The 19690-nt window shown below is 73.4% G+C and carries 17 protein-coding genes; 8 read left to right on the forward strand and 9 right to left on the reverse strand.

The genetic code is table 11. From position 1 onward, the window contains the following. Nucleotides 1-47 precede the first annotated feature (47 nt). The 4 genes from PV342_RS35900 to PV342_RS35915 all read right to left on the reverse strand — a co-directional run bounded on the left by PV342_RS35900 (nucleotide 48) and on the right by PV342_RS35915 (nucleotide 3348). Nucleotides 48-689, reverse strand: coding sequence for a SurA N-terminal domain-containing protein (locus tag PV342_RS35900; protein WP_018559777.1), 642 nt, complete (start codon nucleotides 687-689; stop codon nucleotides 48-50). A 130-nt stretch (nucleotides 690-819) separates the two neighbouring features. Further along, on the reverse strand, nucleotides 820-1740 hold the full coding sequence (locus PV342_RS35905) for a GmrSD restriction endonuclease domain-containing protein (protein ID WP_400802621.1): 921 nt from the start codon (nucleotides 1738-1740) through the stop codon (nucleotides 820-822). A 59-nt stretch (nucleotides 1741-1799) separates the two neighbouring features. Then, nucleotides 1800-2531 (reverse strand): DUF6585 family protein, encoded by a 732-nt coding sequence (locus tag PV342_RS35910; protein ID WP_500320351.1) that lies wholly within the window; start codon nucleotides 2529-2531, stop codon nucleotides 1800-1802. 79 nt (nucleotides 2532-2610) lie between these two features. Beyond that, a complete protein-coding gene (locus tag PV342_RS35915; RefSeq protein ID WP_400802623.1) occupies nucleotides 2611-3348 on the reverse strand; it encodes a hypothetical protein in 738 nt (245 codons plus the stop codon). A 221-nt stretch (nucleotides 3349-3569) separates the two neighbouring features. Between PV342_RS35915 and PV342_RS35920 the strand changes: the two genes are divergently transcribed. The 7 genes from PV342_RS35920 to PV342_RS35950 all read left to right on the forward strand — a co-directional run bounded on the left by PV342_RS35920 (nucleotide 3570) and on the right by PV342_RS35950 (nucleotide 13906). Beyond that, nucleotides 3570-5588 (forward strand): N-6 DNA methylase, encoded by a 2019-nt coding sequence (locus PV342_RS35920; protein ID WP_500320353.1) that lies wholly within the window; start codon nucleotides 3570-3572, stop codon nucleotides 5586-5588. 98 nt (nucleotides 5589-5686) lie between these two features. Next, nucleotides 5687-6250, forward strand: coding sequence for a hypothetical protein (locus PV342_RS35925; protein ID WP_500320355.1), 564 nt, complete (start codon nucleotides 5687-5689; stop codon nucleotides 6248-6250). Continuing rightward, on the forward strand, nucleotides 6247-7776 hold the full coding sequence (locus tag PV342_RS35930) for a serine/threonine-protein kinase (protein WP_400802629.1): 1530 nt from the start codon (nucleotides 6247-6249) through the stop codon (nucleotides 7774-7776). The genes PV342_RS35925 and PV342_RS35930 overlap by 4 nt, the downstream gene beginning before the upstream one ends. Nucleotides 7777-7961: 185 nt before the next feature. Then, nucleotides 7962-9221 carry a hypothetical protein gene (locus tag PV342_RS35935; RefSeq protein WP_500320357.1) on the forward strand — a complete coding sequence of 420 codons (1260 nt, stop codon included), beginning with the start codon at nucleotides 7962-7964 and terminating at the stop codon, nucleotides 9219-9221. Next, the gene (locus PV342_RS35940) at nucleotides 9218-11428 is read left to right on the forward strand and encodes a polysaccharide pyruvyl transferase family protein (protein ID WP_500320359.1); all 2211 of its coding nucleotides are present in this window, start codon (nucleotides 9218-9220) and stop codon (nucleotides 11426-11428) included. The genes PV342_RS35935 and PV342_RS35940 overlap by 4 nt, the downstream gene beginning before the upstream one ends. Before the next feature lie 143 nt (nucleotides 11429-11571). Further along, nucleotides 11572-12537 carry a glycosyltransferase family 2 protein gene (locus PV342_RS35945; protein WP_400802635.1) on the forward strand — a complete coding sequence of 322 codons (966 nt, stop codon included), beginning with the start codon at nucleotides 11572-11574 and terminating at the stop codon, nucleotides 12535-12537. A 4-nt stretch (nucleotides 12538-12541) separates the two neighbouring features. After that, the gene (locus PV342_RS35950) at nucleotides 12542-13906 is read left to right on the forward strand and encodes a polysialyltransferase family glycosyltransferase (RefSeq protein WP_396345947.1); all 1365 of its coding nucleotides are present in this window, start codon (nucleotides 12542-12544) and stop codon (nucleotides 13904-13906) included. 84 nt (nucleotides 13907-13990) lie between these two features. Here the strand turns inward: PV342_RS35950 and PV342_RS35955 are convergent, their stop codons facing one another. The 5 genes from PV342_RS35955 to PV342_RS35975 form a co-directional block, all read right to left on the reverse strand. After that, on the reverse strand, nucleotides 13991-14995 hold the full coding sequence (locus tag PV342_RS35955; RefSeq protein WP_391576999.1) for an acyltransferase: 1005 nt from the start codon (nucleotides 14993-14995) through the stop codon (nucleotides 13991-13993). A gap of 230 nt (nucleotides 14996-15225) precedes the next feature. Continuing rightward, nucleotides 15226-15543 (reverse strand): hypothetical protein, encoded by a 318-nt coding sequence (locus PV342_RS35960; RefSeq protein WP_400802637.1) that lies wholly within the window; start codon nucleotides 15541-15543, stop codon nucleotides 15226-15228. A 166-nt stretch (nucleotides 15544-15709) separates the two neighbouring features. Further along, the gene (locus PV342_RS35965) at nucleotides 15710-16603 is read right to left on the reverse strand and encodes a hypothetical protein (RefSeq protein WP_400802639.1); all 894 of its coding nucleotides are present in this window, start codon (nucleotides 16601-16603) and stop codon (nucleotides 15710-15712) included. Next, nucleotides 16600-17409, reverse strand: a complete 810-nt coding sequence (locus tag PV342_RS35970) for a VTC domain-containing protein (RefSeq protein WP_400802642.1) — start codon at nucleotides 17407-17409, stop codon at nucleotides 16600-16602. Before PV342_RS35970 ends, PV342_RS35965 begins: the two co-directional genes overlap by 4 nt. Then, nucleotides 17406-18056, reverse strand: coding sequence for a DUF4956 domain-containing protein (locus PV342_RS35975; protein WP_500320362.1), 651 nt, complete (start codon nucleotides 18054-18056; stop codon nucleotides 17406-17408). The genes PV342_RS35970 and PV342_RS35975 overlap by 4 nt, the downstream gene beginning before the upstream one ends. Nucleotides 18057-18534: 478 nt before the next feature. Here PV342_RS35975 and PV342_RS35980 point away from each other — a divergent pair, with 478 nt between their 5' ends. Continuing rightward, on the forward strand, nucleotides 18535-19620 hold the full coding sequence (locus tag PV342_RS35980) for an acyltransferase (protein WP_391576404.1): 1086 nt from the start codon (nucleotides 18535-18537) through the stop codon (nucleotides 19618-19620). The last annotated feature ends 70 nt before the right edge of the window (nucleotides 19621-19690 follow it).

A 19690-nucleotide genomic window follows, 5' to 3' on the forward strand; every position in this document is an offset into this window, starting at 1 on the left:
GACCCGGCCCCGGCCACGCTGCGTCCCACGTCACGCTCGGACCAGGCTCAGGCCTGGGCGGAACGGCGGCTGACCTCGGACAGCCACGGGTCCTTGGTGGCGTCCAGGTCGAGCTTGTCGGAGTTCCACGTGCCGTAGCGCGGGTTGACGTCGATGCGCAGGCTCTTCGACGTGTCCCGCAGCACCTTGATCAGCGCCGTCTGCCCCTCGGGGGTCTGCACGTCGGCGCCGTAGTGGGCGGCGACCTTCTGCATCAGCAGGTCGGTGCGGATGCTCTCGTCGATGTCGGCGGGCACCATCGCGTAGGTCTGCAGCAACTGGGCCTCCAGGGCCGCCCTGCCGCCGGCCTGCTGCTCGCTGGCCCCCCGGGCGGCCTGGAGCTCGCGCCGGGTGACGGAGACGCCGATGTCGTCGGCCGCCCGCTCGATCACCTCGTTCTGCACCAGGCGGTGCACGACGTTGCGCTGCAGATCGCTGCTGGCCTCGATGAGCTGGGCGGCCTGCGGGGTCTTCTCCTGCGCGGCGCGGACGGCGGCGACCTTCGCCTGGACCGCCTCCACGGTGATCTGCTCGCCGCCCACGACGGCCGCGGCACCCGCGTGCGGTGTACCGCAGGACGTCAGCAGCGGCGCCGCGAGCAGCACGGCTGCGGCGGCGGTGACGGAGAGCGCGGTCCTGCGGCGGAGCATTTTTGCCTCCCGGCAAGGGATCGAGCGACGGTGCACGACCTGGCAGTGATGCAGTGATCGAGGATATTGAGCGAGGCGCCGGGATATCCAGCACTCTGCACAACACACTGCGCAAACGATTCGCGGCACCTCAGGTGTCGCAGGCGACACCGTCTCCATCGCGGTCCAGCGAACGCGAGTAACCGGGATCGCCGCGGCGCAGCGGGGCGGCGCCGGCCTCGCGGACCGCGGCGCAGTTCGCGTACGTGGCATCGGGCGAGGGTGCGGTGCCCTCCTTGCCGTCCCCGTCCCCGTCCCCGTCGCCGCCTCCGCCGCCGGAATCCGGGCCGCCGCCGGACGCGGCCGGCTTGCCGGCGTCCGGCAGGGGCTCGTCGGGGCAGGTGTCCAGCACCTTCGCCATGGCGGCCTTCTCGGCCTCGGTGACCCACAGCCCGTACTTCTTCTTCACCGCGACCTGGCGGGCCACGTAAGGGCAGCGGAAGGCCTTGTCCGGCGGCAGCCAGGTCGCCGCGTCGCCGTCGCCCTTGCCGCGGTTGGTCGGCCCGTCGACGGCGAGGAGGTTGAGGGGGTCGTTGGCGATCTGCCTGCGCTTGTCGCGGGACCAGTACTTGGCGCCCTTCTGCCAGGCGTCGCTGAGCGCCACGACGTGGTCGATGTCGACCGTGCTGCGGCCGCGTGTGAAGTCGATCCGCCTGCCGGTGTAGGGGTCGGCGAGGGTGCCCGAGACGACCACGCAGTCCCCGCCCCGGTCGGCGCGGAGGGAGGTGCCCGTGAGGTCGCGGCGGAGTATGTCGTCGCGGGTGCCGCAGCCGTTGTGGTCGGTGTCCGCCCAGGCCGCGCCGAACTCGTCCCGCGCGTAACCCGTCTTGGGCGCCCGGCCCTTCACCTCCAGGTCGTCCAGCGCCTTGAGCGCGCTGCCCTTCGGCGCCCCGTCGCTCCCGGCTCCGCTGCCCGTGCCGCTGCCGAGGCCCTCGCCGGTGCAGCCGGCCAGACCCGCGCCGAGCAGCACGGCGACGGCCGCCGCTGCCGTTCCCGCCCTGGTTGTAAGCACCTTGGCACTCTAGGGGGTGGGGAGCCCGGCCCGGCAGGGGGCGTACGGCGGGCGGACGGTCAGCGCGCGGCGGTGGTTCGGCGCAGTTCGTCGACAAGGGAGAGGAACAGGAGGAAGTTCGGGATGTCCTTGACCTTCCTGGAGGACCAGGACAGGGACTTGCCCGCCTTCTTCAGCACGAGCACGCCGTTGTTCACCCGCACATCCTCGATCTCCCGCCAGGTGACGGCTCCGCGCCGGGGCGTCGCGACGCCGGTGCGGTTGACCGAGATCTCACCGAAGGTCAGTGTCCCTCCCTCCGCCAGCATTCTGAGCATGCCCGGCAGCTGGAACCCGGCCACCTCCTGCTGGATGAACGGTCCCCACCGCTCGGGCTCCGCGTAGAAGTTGAGGATCTTCCGGACGGTGCCGTCCTGCTTGTGCAGCGTGTAGCGGTAACCGGTGGCGACGTGGATGCCGTTGACGTAGGACTCGGTGATCTCCTGCAGCACCGTCAACGAGTCCCAGCGGAAGGCGGCGGGGACGCCGGCGTGGTCGATCTCGATCAGTCCGGCCTCGAAGAAGTGGAGCCGGCGGGCGGCGGCCCTGCGGGAGAAGTTGGGGGTCCGCAGGGCCTGGCGGAGGAACCACACGCCGGGCAGGACGAAGCAGGCCAGTCCCACGAGGGTCATGAACACGAAGTTGCACGTCATCAGGAAGCCGTGGCGCTTCGGCAGGATCGTGAGACGGTGCCGGCCGAGTCCCTCGGCCGCGGCCAGGGCCGCGACGTCGTCGGGTATCCGGTCTTCCATGGTGCGGTTCCGCCGTTCTCGGGAAGGGGACGGCCCTGGCACGGCGTGCGCCAGGGCCGGGGGATCTTAGCTGGTGGGCTCAGCCGGCCAGCTTGTCGATGTCGACGGCGTCCTTGGCCGCCGGGGCGGTGACCTTCTCCGGCTTGTCGAAGTCGGAGAAGAGCAGGGTGCCGGGCTCCTTGCCGCCCTTGACGACCACCTTCAGCACGTACGGCTTGCCCTCGGTCGCCACGTAGGCGGTGGTGGTCTCGGCGCCGTCCTTGCTGGTGATCGGCACGGCGGGCGTGCCGTCGAGGGTGACGGGCTCGCCCTTCTTCCCGCCGAGGTCGCCGTCCGAGTCCTTCTCCAGCTCGGCGAGGAACGCGTCGAGGTCGCAGGTTTCGACGAGGTCCTTGTTGTCCGGCGCGTCGGCCTTGGTCTTCATCCACCGGCCGCCGAGGAGGTCCTTCAGTGCGGCGCCGTCGGAGCCCTGGGCCTTCCAGAAGGCGTCGTCGCCCTTCATGTAGAGCGAGGGGCCCGCCTTGACGAGCTGCATGGTGCCGCCCTCGGCGGTGACCTCGCCCTTGCAGTCGCCCGTCCTGCCCATCGTCATACGGAACTTCATCGGCTCGCCGTCGGTGATGCCGTCGAGGGCGACGGTCATCGCCGGGGCGGACTTCATGGCGGCCAGGGACTTCTTCCCGATCGTGGCGACCGGCTGGTCGGCGAGGGCGGTGGAGGCGGGTTCCGCCGTACCGCCGAGCGGGCCGCAGGCGGCCATGGTGAGGGCGGCGGCGGCGCAGCCGAGGGCCGTGAGCACGCGGCGAGAGGTGGTCATGTGGGTCGTCCCCCTTGGTGGACAGCGTGTGGATGACGGTTGCGGGCCGGCGGAACGCCGAGGGACTCCGTGAACCGATGGGTCAATCACAGCATGAGGTGTGAACCGAGTCAACATGCGATTGCGATTCGCGTGAATTCACGGCGTGAAGCCTCGTATCTTGCGTTCACCGGTATGCTCGTGGCCACAGCCGCACCCCGCGCGGGAAGGGAGCCAGCCAGGTGCCGGAGAACGCAAGCGAGGTGACCGCCGCCGGGATCGCGCGGCTGGCCGGGGTGGGGCGGGCGGCCGTCAGCAACTGGCGCCGCAGGCACGCCGACTTCCCCAAGCCGGTGGGGGGCACCGACACCAGCCCGGCCTTCGCGCTGTCCGAGGTCGAGGGCTGGCTCCGCGCCCAGGGCAAACTCGCCGAGGTCCCGCTGCGCGAACGGGTCTGGCAGCGGGCCGAGTCGCATCCCGCCGGAACCGCGGCCGCCCTCCGGCAGGCCGGCGCCGTCTGCCTGCTGGTCCGTGAACGCCCCGACGCCGCAACCCGGATGAAGGGCGCGCAGGGCACGGAGGCCGGGGAGGCGGTAGGGGAGCTCTTCGAGCGGCACTTCGGGGGACGGTTCGCCCCCGGCGCGCCCGTCGACGCCGAACTGCTGCGCGGAGCCGCCGAACTCGCCGCCGGGATGGGACCGCGCCAGGCCTACGAGTTCCTGCTCGGGCGCTATCTGGACGCCAACCCCCGGCAGTACACGCTGACCCCGCCCGCGCCCGCCGAGCTGATGGCCGCACTGGCCGGCCCCGCCCGTACCGTGCTGGACCCCGCCTGCGGCACCGGCACCCTGCTGCGTGCCGCCGAGGCGCCGCACGAGGTGTACGGCCAGGAGGCCGACCCGGACCTGGCCGCGCTCGCGGCGCTGCGGCTCGCCCTGCACGCCGACCCTGCCGCCGCGGTACAGGTCGCGGGCGGCGACAGCCTGCGCGCCGACGCCTTCCCCGGGCTCGCCGCCGACGCGGTGCTGTGCCACCCGCCGTTCAACGAGCGCAACTGGGGCCACGAGGACCTCGCCTACGACCCCCGCTTCGAGTACGGCTTCCCGGCCCGCACCGAGTCCGAACTCGCCTGGGTGCAGCACTGTCTGGCACGGGTCCGCGAGGGCGGGACGGTCGTGCTGCTGATGCCGCCCGCCGCCGCCTCGCGCCGCTCCGGCCGCCGGATCCGCGCCGACCTGCTGCGGCGCGGCGCGCTGCGCGCGGTGGTCGCGCTCCCGGCCGGCGCCGCGCCCCCGTACGGCATCCCGCTCCATCTGTGGGTGCTCCGCAGGCCCGGCACCGGCACGCCGGTCTCCCCGCACCTGCTGCTGGTCGACACGGCGGGCTCGCAGGACGCCGCCCCCGGGGGCGAGAAGGCGCCCTGGCAGACGGTGCGCGCCACCGTGCTGGACGCCTGGCAGTCCTTCGACCGGCACGGCACCACCGAGGAGCGGCCCGGTGTGAGCCGCGCCCTGAAGGTCATCGACCTGCTCGACGACGACGTGGACCTGGCCCCCGCCCGGCATCTGCCACCGCCCGCCGCGGCCGGCGGGGCGGCCGAGCTCGCCGGGGTGCGCGACCGGCTGGCGGCCACCCTGCTGCGCAGCGCGGAACTCGCCCCCGCCCCCGCCGGGGCGGCCGAGCCCGCCCGCTGGCCGCTCACCACGGTCGGCGAACTGGCCCGCGCCGGGGCACTGGTGCTGCGCGCGGGCGGCAACGGCAGCGCCCGCCCCGACGGCGGTCCCGCCGTGCTCACCGAGCACGACGTCCTCGGCGGCGGCGCGCCCAGCGGCACCCTGCCCGAGGGGCCGCCCGGGGAGGAGCCGGTCCTGACGCAGGAGGGCGACGTCGTCGTCCCGGTGCTCGGCCGGGGTTCGGCCGCGCGCGTCGTCGACGCCGCCACCGCCGGGGCGGCGCTGGGCCGCAACCTTCACCTGCTGCGCCCCGACCCGGCCGCCCTGGACCCCTGGTTCCTCGCCGGCTTCCTGCGCGGCACCGCCAACAACCGCCAGGCCAGCAGCTACGCCTCCACCGCGACCCGGCTGGACGTCCGCCGCCTCCAGGTGCCGCGGCTGCCGCTGACCGACCAGCGCCGGTACGGGGAGCGCTTTCGCACCCTGGCCGCGTTCGAGGAGGCCCTGCGGCTGGCGGGGCAGCTGGGTGAGCAGTTGGTGCAGGGGCTCTACGACGGACTGACCGACGGCACGGTGCGTCCCGAATAGTTACGGGATCGGGTGACAGCCCGTCGGTGGCGGCGGATACTCTCGCGATACCACTCGCAGCTGTCCCCCGCACTGATGTCCCAGGGAGTCCGAGAGCAGTGACGAACGGCCCCGGCCCGGTCCCGCCGTACCCACCGGCTCAGTCCAAGGCCACGGCGACCGCCCTCCGCGCCATCTTCCTCACGATCACCGCGATCAGCTGCGGCTTCCTGGCCTGCCTCCCCCTGCTGCACCTGGCCGTCCGGCGCCGCCGGGCCATGGACTGGGTCCTCTTCTGGACCGCGACCGCGGCGAGCCTCGCCTCCTTCGCGACCATCGGCACCCTGTCGGAGAACAACCCCTGGACCGACGTGGCGCTGCTCACCGTCATCGCCCTCGTCCCCCTGGTCGGCGTCCACTACCTGGTGGCCGACCTGGCGCTGGCACGGGCGGAAGGTGCGCCCGGCTACCCGTCGTACGCCACGACCGTGCCGTACCCGCCGCCGCACCAGCCGGCGCCGCCGCAGCCGCCGGCGGACTACAACCCGTACCGCACGCCCCCGCCCCCCGCGCCGCAGGCACCCGCGCCGCCGGCGCCCCCGCACCAGCCGCGGATCAACCAGGTGCGGGCGGAACTGGACGAGCTGAGCGACCTGCTGCGCAAGCAGGAGGGCGGTCAGTGAACGGACGGATCGTCGCCGGCCGATACGAGCTGGCCACGGTCCTCGGCCAGGGCGGCATGGGCCAGGTGTGGACCGCCTACGACCGGCGGCTGGACCGCCGGGTGGCCGTGAAGCTGCTGCGTCCGGACAAGGTGGCGGGCGGCGCCGACGCCGAGGAGCTGCGCCGGCGCTTCGTGCGGGAGTGCCGCGTCACCGCGCAGGTCGACCATCCGGGGCTGGTCACCGTCCACGACGCGGGCAGCGACGCCGACGAGCTGTACTTCGTCATGCAGTACGTGGAGGGCGCCGACCTCGCCGACCACCTCGCCGAGCACGACCCCTACCCCTGGCCGTGGGCGGTCGCCGTCGCGGCGCAGCTGTGCGCCGTGCTGGCGGCGGTGCACGCGGTGCCGATCGTGCACCGCGACCTCAAGCCCCGCAACGTGATGGTGCGTCCCGACGGCACCGTGGTCGTCCTGGACCTCGGCGTCGCCTCCGTGCTCGACACCGACACGACCCGGCTCACCCACACCGGCACGCCCATCGGGACCCCCGCGTACATGGCGCCGGAGCAGGCGATGAGCGGCGCCGTCGGCCCCCGCACGGACCTGTACGCGCTCGGGGTCCTGCTGCACGAACTGGTCAGCGGCACCGTCCCGTTCGCGGGTTCGACGGCACTCGGCGTGCTCCACCGGCACCTGTACGAGCAGCCCGTGCCGCTGCGGCAGGTGCGCCCGGAGGTGCCGGAGCCGCTGGAGGCGCTGGTGCTGCAGCTGCTGGCGAAGGACCCGCAGCACCGGCCGGCCGACGCCCAGGAGACCTACCGCAGGCTGGCGCCGCTGCTGCCGGTGCCCGGCCCCGTCCACCGCCCCCTCGGGCCGATGGACCCCACCCGCCCCTTCCTGCGACCGCTCGCCCCGTGGCCGGACCGGCCGGCCGCCCCGCCGCAGCCCACCCCCGCCCCGGGCATGACCGCGGCCCCCGCGGGCCAGGGCATCGCGGAGGCGGTCGACGAGGTGAAGCGGCTGCTCGACGCCGGCCGCATCACCCAGGCGGTCGACATCCTGGGCGGCGTGCTCCCGGCCGCCGCGGAGAAGCACGGCGAGCAGTCACCGGTCGTACGGATGCTGCGCAAGCAGTACGCGGCCACGCTGATGGAGGACGGCCAGTACCGCCGCGCCCTGCCGGAGCTGCGCCGGCTCGCGGACGAACTCGCCGCGGAGTCGGGGCCGCTGGGGCGCCAGTCGCTGCAGTACCGCTACGAGGCCGCGCAGTGCCTGGAGCAGCTGGGTGAGGCTCCCGCGGCACTCGCCGAGTACCGGGCGCTGCTGCCCTCCTTCGAGCAGTACCGCGCCACCGATCCCGACCTGCCGCTGGAGGTGCGGCGCCGCATCGGCCACCTGCTGCTGTCGGTGGGCGACCGCGTGGCCGCCCACGACGTGCTGTCCCGTCTGCTGTACGACTCCGACCGGGTGCACGGCCCGCACCACCCGTTCTCGATGGAGGTCCGGCGGACGCTGACCTGGCTGGGGCAGGTGGGCCGCTAGGCCGTACCGGCCCGGGCCTACCGTCCGGCGCGGGCGCGCAGGCGGCGGGCCCGCGTTCCGCGCCCCTTCTGCGGGTCTTCCACACGCAAGCGGGGGGAAGTGTTCACCGGAGGTCCATCGGGGCGTCGCCCGCGGCCCGTCGCGCTCGGGCACATTCGGCCTCCGATCGGAGAACGGTGGAACGCATGACGAACCCCCTGGCGGGATTGTTCAAGGCACGGCAGAGAGACGCCGCCAGGCCGGATCCCCTCGCCCGGAGCATGCGCCTGTGCGGTGAGCACCTGGCGGAGCAGGCCGGCACGGCCACTTCCCGCCACGCACGGCTGACCAAGGCGATCGGTGTCCTGACGACCTCTCTCGCGACACCGTCCGCGGACTCTTTCGACGCGTTGCTGCAGGTCGGGCAGCGTGCGCTGGAGGCCGGCGACGAGAGCGCGCTCCAGCTGGCCCTGGGAGTCGCGGAGTCGTCGACGGAACTCAGGCAACGGTCCAAGGGCGCCTGGCGGTTGCGGGGGCTCGCCCTGGACGGGCTGGGTCGCGGCGACGAGGCCGTGGAGTCCTACGAGCGCTTCCTCGCGCTGCAGTCGGACCACGGCGCGGCAGCGGACGTCGTGCGCCGGGTCGACACGCTGCGCAGGCGGCGGGACTGCCTCGACGAGGCCGCCAGGTTGTTCCCCGAGGACGACTGCCCGCTGCGCGACGCGGCCGGGTGGCCCACCTCGCGGACCGCGCCGGAGTTCGCCGCGTACGTGCGGGCGAAGGTGTCCGAGCACGGCATGGGCGACCCCTCGGTTCGGCGCCTGATCGATCTCTACGCCGTGTACCGAAGGCTCGTCGAGCGGGGCCGTACGGCCGACCCGCTGCTCGGCGGCGCCACGCCGATCGACGTCAGCGGGCTGCGCGGGCTCCTCGCCGGGCGGACGGTGTGCCTGGTGTCGGATGCCGAGGAGCTCACCGCGATCTCACCGGGCCCCGCGCTCGACGCCTACGACCTGGTGGTGCGGTGCGACTCCGCCGGCATCCGGGACCAAGGCACCGGAGTTCGCACCGACCTGCACGCCGTCACCCTGCGGGGCGCGGCACCCTGGGCCGCTCCCGCCTGGACCCGGCCGGCGGGCATCCGGCTGGTGTTCGGCGACGCGGCCGGGGCCTGGCGCCGGGCGATCCGGCAGCGTCTCGTCCCCGGGGCGCAGGACCACGTCGGTGACGCCTCCCTGCGCCGGCCGCTGAGCGACCCCGCGCTGCTCGGCGAGGACGGCTGGGACACCCGCACCACCACCACCGCCTTCACCACCCTCCGGCTCCTGGACTTCCTCGACGTCAGCCCCCGGCTGGACCTCATCGGCTTCGGTCTGCCCGGGCATCTGCCGCCGGAGGAGGCCGAGTGGGTCATGGACCGCGCGACGCACATCGACGACAGCAAGATGAGGATCGCCCTGCGATGACCCACTCCTCCGCGGACGACCGCCGCACGGTGACCGGCAAGCGCCGGATCGCGTTCGCCGTCCACACCGACGGGGACCGCCTGTCCGGCCTCCCCGTGCTGCTGCGCAGCCTGGCACTGACCAACCCGGAGGTGTGCGAGGACTTCGTGGTCCTCCACCCCGGCCTGCCCGACTCCTCGTTCGACGAGCTGCGCCGACTGCACCCGCGGGTCGTCACGCGCCGGGCGGACGATCGGCTCGACGTCTTCCGGCTCGACGGTTACGACACCGTGATCGCCCTCGACCCGGCCATGGTCGTCCTGGGCGACATCGGCGAGCTGCTGCGAATGCGCCACGGGGTGGGCGCCGTACCGCAGTTGTCGTGCGACGGGAAGGCCGGGGAGCGGCGCTCCGTCCTGCCGGAGGGGCTGCTGGTCGTGCAGCGCGCCGATGTGGACGACGCCGTCGCGGCCCGCGTCGCCGGCGGCGACGCCACCCTGGACGCGGCGCTCGAGGGCGTCCTCGTCCCGGTCGACGCGCGGTACGACTTCCTCACCCGCCGTCTGTACGACGACACTCCGGTGCCCGGCAGCGTCGCCGTCCTGCGCTTCACCGGTCCGTTCGACGAGCCGGGTTACGGGCCGGCCGCCGAGGCGCGGCGGCGCTTCGAGATGAGCGACGCGGACTTCCGGGCCGCCTACTGCGCGCTGCCCGGCGCCAAGCACCCCGATCTCCTGACGCACTGCGCACCGCCGCTGCTCACGGAGCAGCCTTCCCTCGACCTGGCCCGGGCGGTCGCCGACGTCTACCGCCAGCAGGGCCGTTACGACGAGGCCGTCGACGTCCTGGCACCGGTCGTCGCCGACCGGCTGGACGCGCCCCGCTGCCACGAGACGCTCGGCGTCTGTCTGATGGCGCTGTCACGGTATGACGAGGCCGAGGCACACCTGCTGCTGGCGGCGTCGTCGCCCGACGTGGCCCCGCGCGCCTTCGCCCAGCTCGCGCGGCTGGCGTGGCTGTGCGGGCGTGAGGAGGCCGCGCACGCCTACGCGCTCGAGGGTCTGGACGCCGAACCCACCGACGCCGGCTGCCACAACTGGTACGTCAGGACCCGTCCGGAGGAGCGGGAGCCGGAGACGGACCCGGCGGGCGAACAGCTCGCCCATGTGGCGCTCTTCGCGGAGGGCAAGGAGAACGCGGGCGACAAGGTCCTGCCCGAGGCCGTGCGCATGTGCTTCGACACCGACACCGGTCCGCGGCGCTGGTACCGGCAGCCGGTGCACCGACTGGTCGACGAGGCCGCGCTGGAGCAGCTGAACGCGCGGCGCGGGGTGGTCGTGGGCGGTGGCGGGCTCTTCCTGCCGGACACCTCCCCCAACGGCAACAGCCACTGGCAGTGGAACGTGCCGGACGACATCCTGGCCCGGATCACCGCGCCCCTGGCGGTGTTCGCTGTCGGCTACAACGTGTTCGACGGGCAGCTCTACCGCAGGCGCCGCTTCTCCGAGAGCCTTCGGGCGCTCGTGGAGCACTCGGCGTTCTTCGGCTTGCGCAACCACGGCTCGGTCGAGCGGGTACGCGAGCTGCTCCCCGGGGACCTGCGCGACCGTGTGCGGTACCAGCCCTGCCCGACCACGGTCGCGCGCCATCTCGTGCCGGGCTGGTCCGATCCCGCGGAGCGGTCGGACACCGTCCTGGTCAACTGCGCCTACGACCGCGCCGGCCTGCGCTTCGGCCACGACTACGGGCACTTCCTCGCACAGATGGCCACCGCACTGCGCAGCATCGGCGACCGCGCGGAGGTCCGCTACGCGGCCCACATGCCGGCCGACGAAAGGTTTGTGCACGATCTGCGGCGGGAGCACGGGCTCACCCTGCCCGTGGAGCCGCTGTACGACATGTCCAACGACGGGATCCGCGACCTGTACGCGCGCTCCCGCCTGGTGATCGGAATGCGCGGCCACGCGGGGATGATCCCCTTCGGCTGCGGGACGCCGATCCTCAGCCTGGTCTCCCACCCGAAGCTGGCCTACTTCCTGGCCGACATCGACCGTCCGGAATGGGGGCTGTCCGTGCACGACCGGCAGTTGGGCCGAGGTCTCGCCGAGCGGGCCGCCACGGTCCTCGACGACCACGAGGCCGCCGTGGCGGACGTGCACGACCGGCAGGACTTCCTGTGGAAGATCACTCGGACGAACGTCGACGAACTCCGCGAGATCTTCGGCTGACCGGAACGGAGGGCGGCCGGGACCGGAAGAGTTCACTTCCCCTGCGAACGGAATTCACCTCCGGGCGCCCCGGCCGTCACCGCCCGCCACGGGAACGTCGTTAGCCTGACGTGATCGCCTGCTTTCGAACATGAGAGGCCCGCGTGCCGAAACTGTCCGTCGTCGTTCCCATGCACAATGTGGAAGCGTTCGCCGAGAGCACTCTGAGAAGTCTCGCGATCAACGCGGAAGCCGATGTCGAGTTCCTCATCGTCGACGACTGCTCCACGGACTCCACTCCATGGGTGATCGACCGCTGGACGGAGAAGCTCCCGAACACCACGGTGATCCGGCACGAGAAGAACATGGGCATAGCCCAGGCGCGCAACAGCGGAATCGACGCGGCCGGCGGGGAATTCCTCACCTTCCTCGACGGCGACGACTGGTACGGACCGGGTCATCTCGCCGGACTGGTTCGCGCGATCGAGGAGTTGGGGTGCGATTTCGCCCGCACCGGTCACGTTCAGAGCACCGGCACGGAACGGGTGCTCCGGCGGCCCCCGGCCCGGCTCAGCAATACCGTGATGAACCCCCGCGACGGAATCGCCCCGGTCGACATGGAGACGATGGTCGATTACCCCTTCGTCTGGGCGGGAATCTACCGGCGCCACCTCTTCGACGACGGGGGAATGCGCTTCGCGACCGGACTCCGCACCGCCGAGGACCGGCTGTGGATCTGGCGTCTGCACCTCAAGGCGCGCACCTACGCGTCCCTCGGCCTGCACGGGGTGTTCTACCGGCGCGGCGTCGCCACGTCGCTCACGCAGATCAAGGATTCGCGGCAGCTGGACTTCATACCGGCGTACGACGCCCTCCTGCAGGACGTGCAGCGGGACGAGGAGGCCGAGCGTTTCCTCCCCAAGGCCGTGCGGACCTACTGCGCCATGATCGCCTTCCACATGGGCAAGGCGAACGAGTACGACTCGTCAGCCGCCCAGCGCCTTCGCCGTGAGGCGAGCGCCGCACTGCAGCGCATGCCCGAGCGGGTACTCGACGACACCCTCAAGAACATCGACAGGACACGGAGCAGGTTGCTCAGCCGCCTGCGCGACGGGCGGAAGGCTGCCTGAACCGATGCCCCACAAGACCCAGGTATTCCAGGTCTCGACCCTGTACGGAGCGGCCACCCTGGCCGCGGCGCTCGACGCGGGGCTGTTCGGCCCGCGCGACGGCGCGCGCCGCATCCTTCTGGTCTCCAACAACGCCTCCGTGCCGGAGACCGCGCTGCGCCTCGACGAGATGCACGGCTACACGCGCATCGCCGCCCGCTTCGACACGGTCGTCAGCTGGAACCAGGCGATCAGCCCGTACCACCCCAGCGACTGGGGGCCCCGTGCGAACGACACCGCGATGTGGCAACGGGCGTTCCGGCTCGCGTGGGACATCGACGAGCGTGACCTGATCGAGCTCGCCGTGGAGTCCATCCAGGTCAACCCGGCCCGCGCGCTGGCGGCGATCTTCTCCGAGGCCGCTGTCCACGTGTACGCCGACGGCCTCATGAGCTACGGCCCCACCCGGGAGAAGCTCCCGCTCAGCATCGCGTGCCGCATCCAGCGCCTGCTCCACCTCGACCTGATCCCCGGACTGCGGCCGCTGCTGCTGTCCGAGTACGGGGTCGAGCCCGAGGTCGTGCCGGACTCGGCGTTCCGCGGCGTCCTCGACGAGATCTCCCGGGAGGCCGCGGACGACCCGCGGCTGGCGCCCGTCCTGGAGGAGGCGCCGACGGCGGTGCTGCTGGGCCAGTACCTGGCGGCCATCAACATCATCTCCGTCGAGGAGGAGGAGCGGCTCCACGTCCGCATGCTCACCGGTGCCGCCCGGGCGGGACACCGCTCGGTGGTGTTCAAGCCGCACCCGACGGCGCCGGCCGGCTACTCGGCGGCGCTGAGCAAGGCGGCGGCGGACGCGGGCGTGCGGCTCACCGTCCTGGACGCCCCCCTGCTGGCCGAGACGCTGTACCACCACTGCCGTCCCGAGCTGATAGCCGGTTGCTTCTCGACCGCGATGGCGACGGGCTCCGCGTACTACGGAGTGCCCGTCGCCCGGGTCGGCACGGCGCTGGTGATGAAGCGTCTGAGGCCGTACGAGAACAGCAACCGCGTCCCGCTGGCCATCGTCGACCACCTGGTGCCCGATCTGGAGCGGGAGGAGACCCCCGCCCTGGTCGGCGAGGCACCGGAGTCGCTGTCGCCGCTCATCCGGGCGATCGGTTTCTGCATGCAGCCGAAGACCTACCCGAATCTGCGCGAGTCGACGGTGGCCTGGCTGCGGGAACATCTGGCCGGCAGCCCCGGCTACTACTTCCCCGAGATGCGGCTGGCTGAGCTCGACCTCCCCGGCAGCCGACCGCAGATGCGGGCGAAGGTGCAGGCGAGGATTCAGGTCCGGCGCGCCAGGCGCGTGGTGCGCCGGGCGGTGCGGCGCGGCGCGGGGAAGTGACCCCGCCGGTGGACCGGCACCCCTGACCGCACGGAGCCCCCCGGCCGGTGGCCGGGGGGCTCCGGCGTGTCCCGGACGCGGAGGTCAGCCCAGCCAGCGGTTGAGCCGCAGGCGCGTCCACAGCAGGCTGGTGGCGAAGGAGAGGACCACGGTCCCCGTCACCAGCAGCGTGATCATGACAGCGGCACCCAGCCAGCCCGCGTCCGCGGAGACCAGGTGCGGGGCGAGCGCCCGCAGGAACATCAGGTGCACCAGGTAGGCGCCGAAGGCCGCACCGCCGAGCCGGGACACCAGCGGCCGCAGGCGCTCGGGGATGCTGATCCGGTTGAGGGCCATGACCAGGGCACCCGCCAGGAACGGCACGGCCAGCCCCGCGTAGGGCGAGGGGTAGTGCACCCAGTGCTCGTACGCGACGACCGCGGCCCACGCGCAGACCCCGCCCGCCAGCCACATCAGGCGCCGGCGGCGCCCCGTGGTGGCCGCGAGCGGCAGCGCGAGCAGCGCGGAGCCGGCGGCGGCGTAGGCGACCTGGTACGGGGAGAGGTTCCACTCGAAGTCGGGCAGGCTCACGTGCAGGACCTTGCCGATGTCGCCCAGGAAGGTCGGCGCGATGGCCAGCAGGACGAACAGGCTGCCCAGGGCCCAGGGCCGCTTCCCCGTCTTGATCAGGGCGGCGAGCGAGAGCAGCAGGATCACCGGCACATAGGCGTACAGGTACCAGAGGTGGTAGGCGGGCTGGATGGAGCCGAACAGCGACTCGAAGGCCAGCCGCTGCGTGGGCCGGGAGTTGGTGTCCCGGATCCAGTCCCAGGCGAGGTACGCGGCGGTCCACACGCCCATCGGCACCACGATGCGGGTCAGCCGCCTGCGGACCTGCGTGCTGTCCTTGGGGGTGGCGCCGACCAGCACGACCCAGCCGGCGATCGCGAAGAAGAGCGGCACCGCGCACCGGGTCAGCCCGTCCGAGACGAGCCCGGTCCAGTACACGGGCCGGCCTCCGGAGGGCTCGCGGCCCACGGCGTTGAGGAGCTGGCCTGCGGCGTGGCAGACGATGACACCGATGGAGCACAGGACGCGCAGCAGGTCGATGTCGTATCTGTGCTCACGTGGCCGGGCGGCGGGCGCGGCGGACGCCTCGCTCGTCCCGGTCGCGTGACCGGTGGTGAGGACGGGGGCTGCGGTGGTCGTCTGGGCGGAGATCGGCGGTCACTCCCGGGTGCGCTCGCGGAGCGCGGCCGGGGTCCGGCCGGGCTCGGGGGTCGGATGGGTGCGGTGCAGTGCGCGGGCACCGCGGGCAGGTGCGTCCACGGTCCGGTCCGTCATCGCGGGCACGGAGGGCGGCGGACCGGCGGACCGGCGGGCCGGACGGCCGGGCCGTCCTTGCCCGCCGGCCCCGACGCGAGGTTCATCCGCTCTCCGAAACGGGTGATGCCGAACAGTTCCTGGACCTCCGTGTACCCCGGTTTCCCGGTTTCGCCGCGAAGGATTTCGTGGGCGCCGGCCTCGCCGTGGAGGGGCGGTGCCCCGTGGGCGTCCGCCCGGCGGCCCGCGTCGTGCCCCGCGCGGGGGTCGGCGCCGCGCGGCTCGGTGGCGGGGCTCACGGCCTCCGGCGCCTCGGCGAAGACGGCGATGTGCATGGATCCGTTCCGGTCGCTGTCCGATTTCACCTGCCCCGGCAGACTATGGGACACCGTGGGGGGTGGGAGGTGCGAACCTGGTGAAGTCCGGCGCTCACGGGGTGGCGTCCAGGTGAACCTGGTGTGGAGGAGCGCGGACGTCGCAGGTCACAGGGGGTGGCCTCCGTCATGAGCGGGTCGTTCCCCGGTTCTGGGCCGCCCGGATGTAGTCGCCGACCAGTGAGCCGAGCAGGGCACCGGCGAGGAGGTCGTCCCGCAGGTGGTCGGCGGTGTAGAGCCGGGCGTGCACCACCTGCGCCTGCATCCACCGGTACTCGGCGGCACGCCGCGGGGCGAGGGCGCCGAGAACGGCGACGGCCGCGGAGGAGAGCGCGGCGGGCGCCGCCGGATAGGCGCAGGCGCAGCCGGCGGCCGGGGTGGCCGTCCGGGCCTGCCGCAGCGCCGGGTCGAGGTCGGCGGGGCCGAGGCGCCGGTAGTGCCCGGCGAGTCGGTCGTTGATCGTCGCGGCGAGTGCCAGCGCGGCGTCCAGGCGGGCCCGGGCCGCCTCGCCCTCGGCCCGGGGCATCAGTTCGCGCTGGTCCTCCAGGTACAGGCGCCAGATGTCGCGCTCCCCGTGGGCGCTCAGCCAGGCGGCGGCCGTCCGGCCGGCGGCGCTCCGCGTACGGGCGAGGGCGCGGACCTGCCCCAGTGCGGCGGCGCGTCCGGCCGCCGGGGGCGGCCCGGGCACCTGCCGCGCCGCCCAGCGGACGAACGCCGGGTCGTCGCGGGCGGTGCCGTGCCCCGCCCGCCACCGGGCGTACAGCGCGTCGGCGGCCCGCCGCTGCCCGTCGAGCCGCGCGGTCCAGCCGCGCAGCTCGGCGTCCGGGAACAGCGGGGGCGGCGGGTCCTGCTCGATCCGCCGCACCGCGGTGCCCGTACCGGATCCGACGGGCGCGGTGGCGTGGGTGCCGATCAGGCCGAGGACGACGGCCGCGGCGGCGGCGAGGGTGACGGCCGGGTAGCGCCGGCCGGCGCGGGGGGACCGGGCGCGGGCGGGGGCCCTGCGGCGGGCCGTGCTCACCGCTCGGGCCCCGCAGGGCCGGTGCGCACGGGTGCGTGGAAGCAGTGCCGCACCAGGCGGAGCACGTCGTTGCCGGGGAGGCCGGGGACGAGCAGGACCTGTCCCACGACGTACTTGCTGAGCGGCAGCGGCCGCACCCCCAGGTCCATCAGCAGCCGGTCGGCGGTGCCCGGCCGGGCACCGCCCTTGGTCTCGACCAGGACGAAGCCCTGGTCGAGCGCGGCGGTCGCCCGCCCGCGGTGGCAGGTGAGCCGGCCGTCGACGGTGACCCGGCTGCCGGCCGCCAGGTCGGCGAGGGCCGCGCGGACGTAGCGGATCTCCCCCGCGGGGGCCAGCAGTCCGGCGCGGACCGGTACCCCGGCGCCGCCGAGCACGTCGTCGACGAAGGCCGCCGCCCCGGCGCCGATCAGCCCGTACTCCCGGGCGGCGAGGGTGCGGGCGTGCTTGACCGTGGCGCCGCGGCCGTCCTTGGTCTTGACCTCCACCCGGCACAGCGCGTCCTCGACGTAGAGCCGGGTGCGGACCTTCCAGCGCCTTCTGCGCCGCTGCACGTGGGCGTGCCAGGCGCCGAGCCCGGCGGTGTCGAAGTACGTGCTGCGGTAGCCGGTGGTGCGGCGGCCGCCGAGGTCCAGCACATGGTGCGTCGGCGCCAGGGCGGCGACCAGGCAGCGAGCCGACAGCACCGGCAGCAGGTACTTGCGGTCGACCCGGTGCTGCAGGGCCGCGGCGGCGTCGACCTCGGCGAGGCTCGCCCCGCGCAGCCGGGCCAGCCCGAGCACCTCGGCGAAGGGTTCCGGGCCGGTCATACGAGCCTGCTCCCGAGCAGGCCGTCCTGGGCGCTCCGCCCGGCGGCGGACGACCCCGCCCCGTCGTCCGGCAGGCCCCAGCCCAGGGGCGAGTCGCCGAGGTAGCGGACCGACACCCGGGTCGTCTCGCGCACGAGGTCGACCTCGTCCACGAGCACCGCCAGCGGTTCCTGGCCGAACCGCAGCACGACCTCCCGGTGGACCGCCGCGGGATCGGCGTACAGGCGGTCCAGGGTGAGGCGCACCACTCGCGTCGGCCGGTGGGCGTGCGGGTCGTCGACGATCAGGACGGCCGCGAGCACCAGCACGTCCAGCGCCACGACCAGCCAGATCTCCCGCTGCGGCAGGCCCCCGCACAAGGCGATCACCAGCGCCGTGAAGGTGTAGGCGACGTCCCGGGCGGTGAAGGCGGTGCTGCGCAGCCGCACCAGGGAGAGCATCCCGAACAGCCCGAAGCCCACGCCGGCGGGGAACGAGCCCGCGCCCATGGCGCTCATCGCCGCGAACAGGCCGATGTTGAGGGACGTCAGCACCAGCGGCATCTGCGGGGCCGGGCAGCCGCGCCGGTAGAGCAGGCCCACCAGCACCATCAGGGCCAGGACGTCCAGTCCCCCGCGGGCGAGCAAATCCCAGGGTCCGTGCGTCATACGGCGCACCGGGCGGGCGGGTGTGGTCCGGGCACGTCTTCCTCCGGGGACTGGGTCGTGGGCCCGGGTCCCGGGGATCCGTCCTGGAAAGGGGGATGGGGCGGCGGATCCCCGGGACCCGGGGGCGCGGAACGCACCGTCGGGGGTGTGGGCGGAGCGCCGGCGGGGCGCGAAACCGTCCATCAACACCGGACGATGCGTCCGGCGATGCTGGACGCTAGCCCCGCGCCCGGCGCCGGGCAAGCCACCCGGGGCCGGTCCCCGCCGCCGCACCGCAAGGGAAACGCCAGGCGGGAGAGGCGGGCCCGGCACCACGCGCTCGCTCCGACCACGGGCAATGTCACTCGAAGGGGTGAGGGCAGGGCGGTTCGGCAAACGCCGGGCGAGCCCGGGCCGGAGACCATTCCGATGCCCATGGGACCCGAGGAGTTGGGTGGCCGTTCGGTTCCATGACACCCGCGTGCCCGAGTATCGGCCGGTGTCGAATGAAACAGCCGTGCGCCTGCCGTTGCAGCGCAGTTCCGCTTCCTCCGGACACTCCGCCGACGTGCGGGAACACCGCTACGACATCGATCTGATGCGGTTGCTGTGCTCCGCCACCGTCATGCTCGGGCACGTGGGCTCCCAGTTCATCCGCTCGACCGGGAACGATCCGTCCCACGGGGCCGGGTCCTACTGGGCCGGGCATGTGGCCGAGGCGGTCAACCCGTTCGCGGTGCCCATGTACTTCGCCATCGCCGGGTGGGCGGTGCTGGTCGGCGCCCCGCCACGGGACAGCGCCCGGATGTGGCAGCGGATCGTCCGCAACACCGTCCCGCTCTTCGCGTGGACGGCGGTGTACCTGGTGTGGGCCTGGCTCCGGGACCGCAACGAGCGGCCCATGACCGAACTCGCGGTGGACTCGCTCTTCGGCTCCGTACAGCCCGCCTACCACCTGTGGTTCATGTACACCTACATCCCGATCATCGTGCTGCTCGCCTTCGCGATGCTGATCAAGGACGGCAAGCGGCCCTGGAGTCTGGGGGCCGCGCTCCTCGGGATCGCGGTCCTGCCGAGCGTCCTCACCACCGCCTCGGCGCTGACCGGACACAAGATGCCCACCGTGGCCTGGGGCTTCGGCACCTACTCCCTCGTGTACGCGGTCGGCGGCGCCATGCTCTTCGCCCTGCCGGCCGGCGCCGTCAAGTGGCGCCGGTGGCTGATCGTGCTGCTGCCGCTCACCATGGCCGGGTGCCTCTGGTACAACACGCAGGTCCACTACGTGATCCCCAACGCGCACCTGTTCGTCGCCGCGATGAGCGTCTGCGTCCTGCTGCTGGTCAGCCGGATCCAGGTCCCCGAGCGTTTCCGGCCGCGCCTGAAGCACCTGGCCGGCGCGGCGCTGGGGGCGTACATGGTGCACGTGTTCTTCGTCGAGGAACTGGTCCACCGCGTGGTCTCGCCGGACCTGAGCGGGCCGGTGGCCGCGGTGCTGCTGGTCGGGCTGGTCCTCGGGGTGATGGTGCTGTCGTTCTCCGCCAGCCTGCTGTGGGGCCGGCTGAACCTCCGCCGCCTGCTGGGCTGAACCTCGGGGGCCACCCGACGACGGGGCCCCGTCCGCGCGCCTCGACCTCGCGCGGACGGGGCCCCGTCGC

The sequence above is a fragment of the Streptomyces sp. PA03-3a genome (assembly GCF_033792735.1).
GTDB lineage: Bacteria > Actinomycetota > Actinomycetes > Streptomycetales > Streptomycetaceae > Actinacidiphila.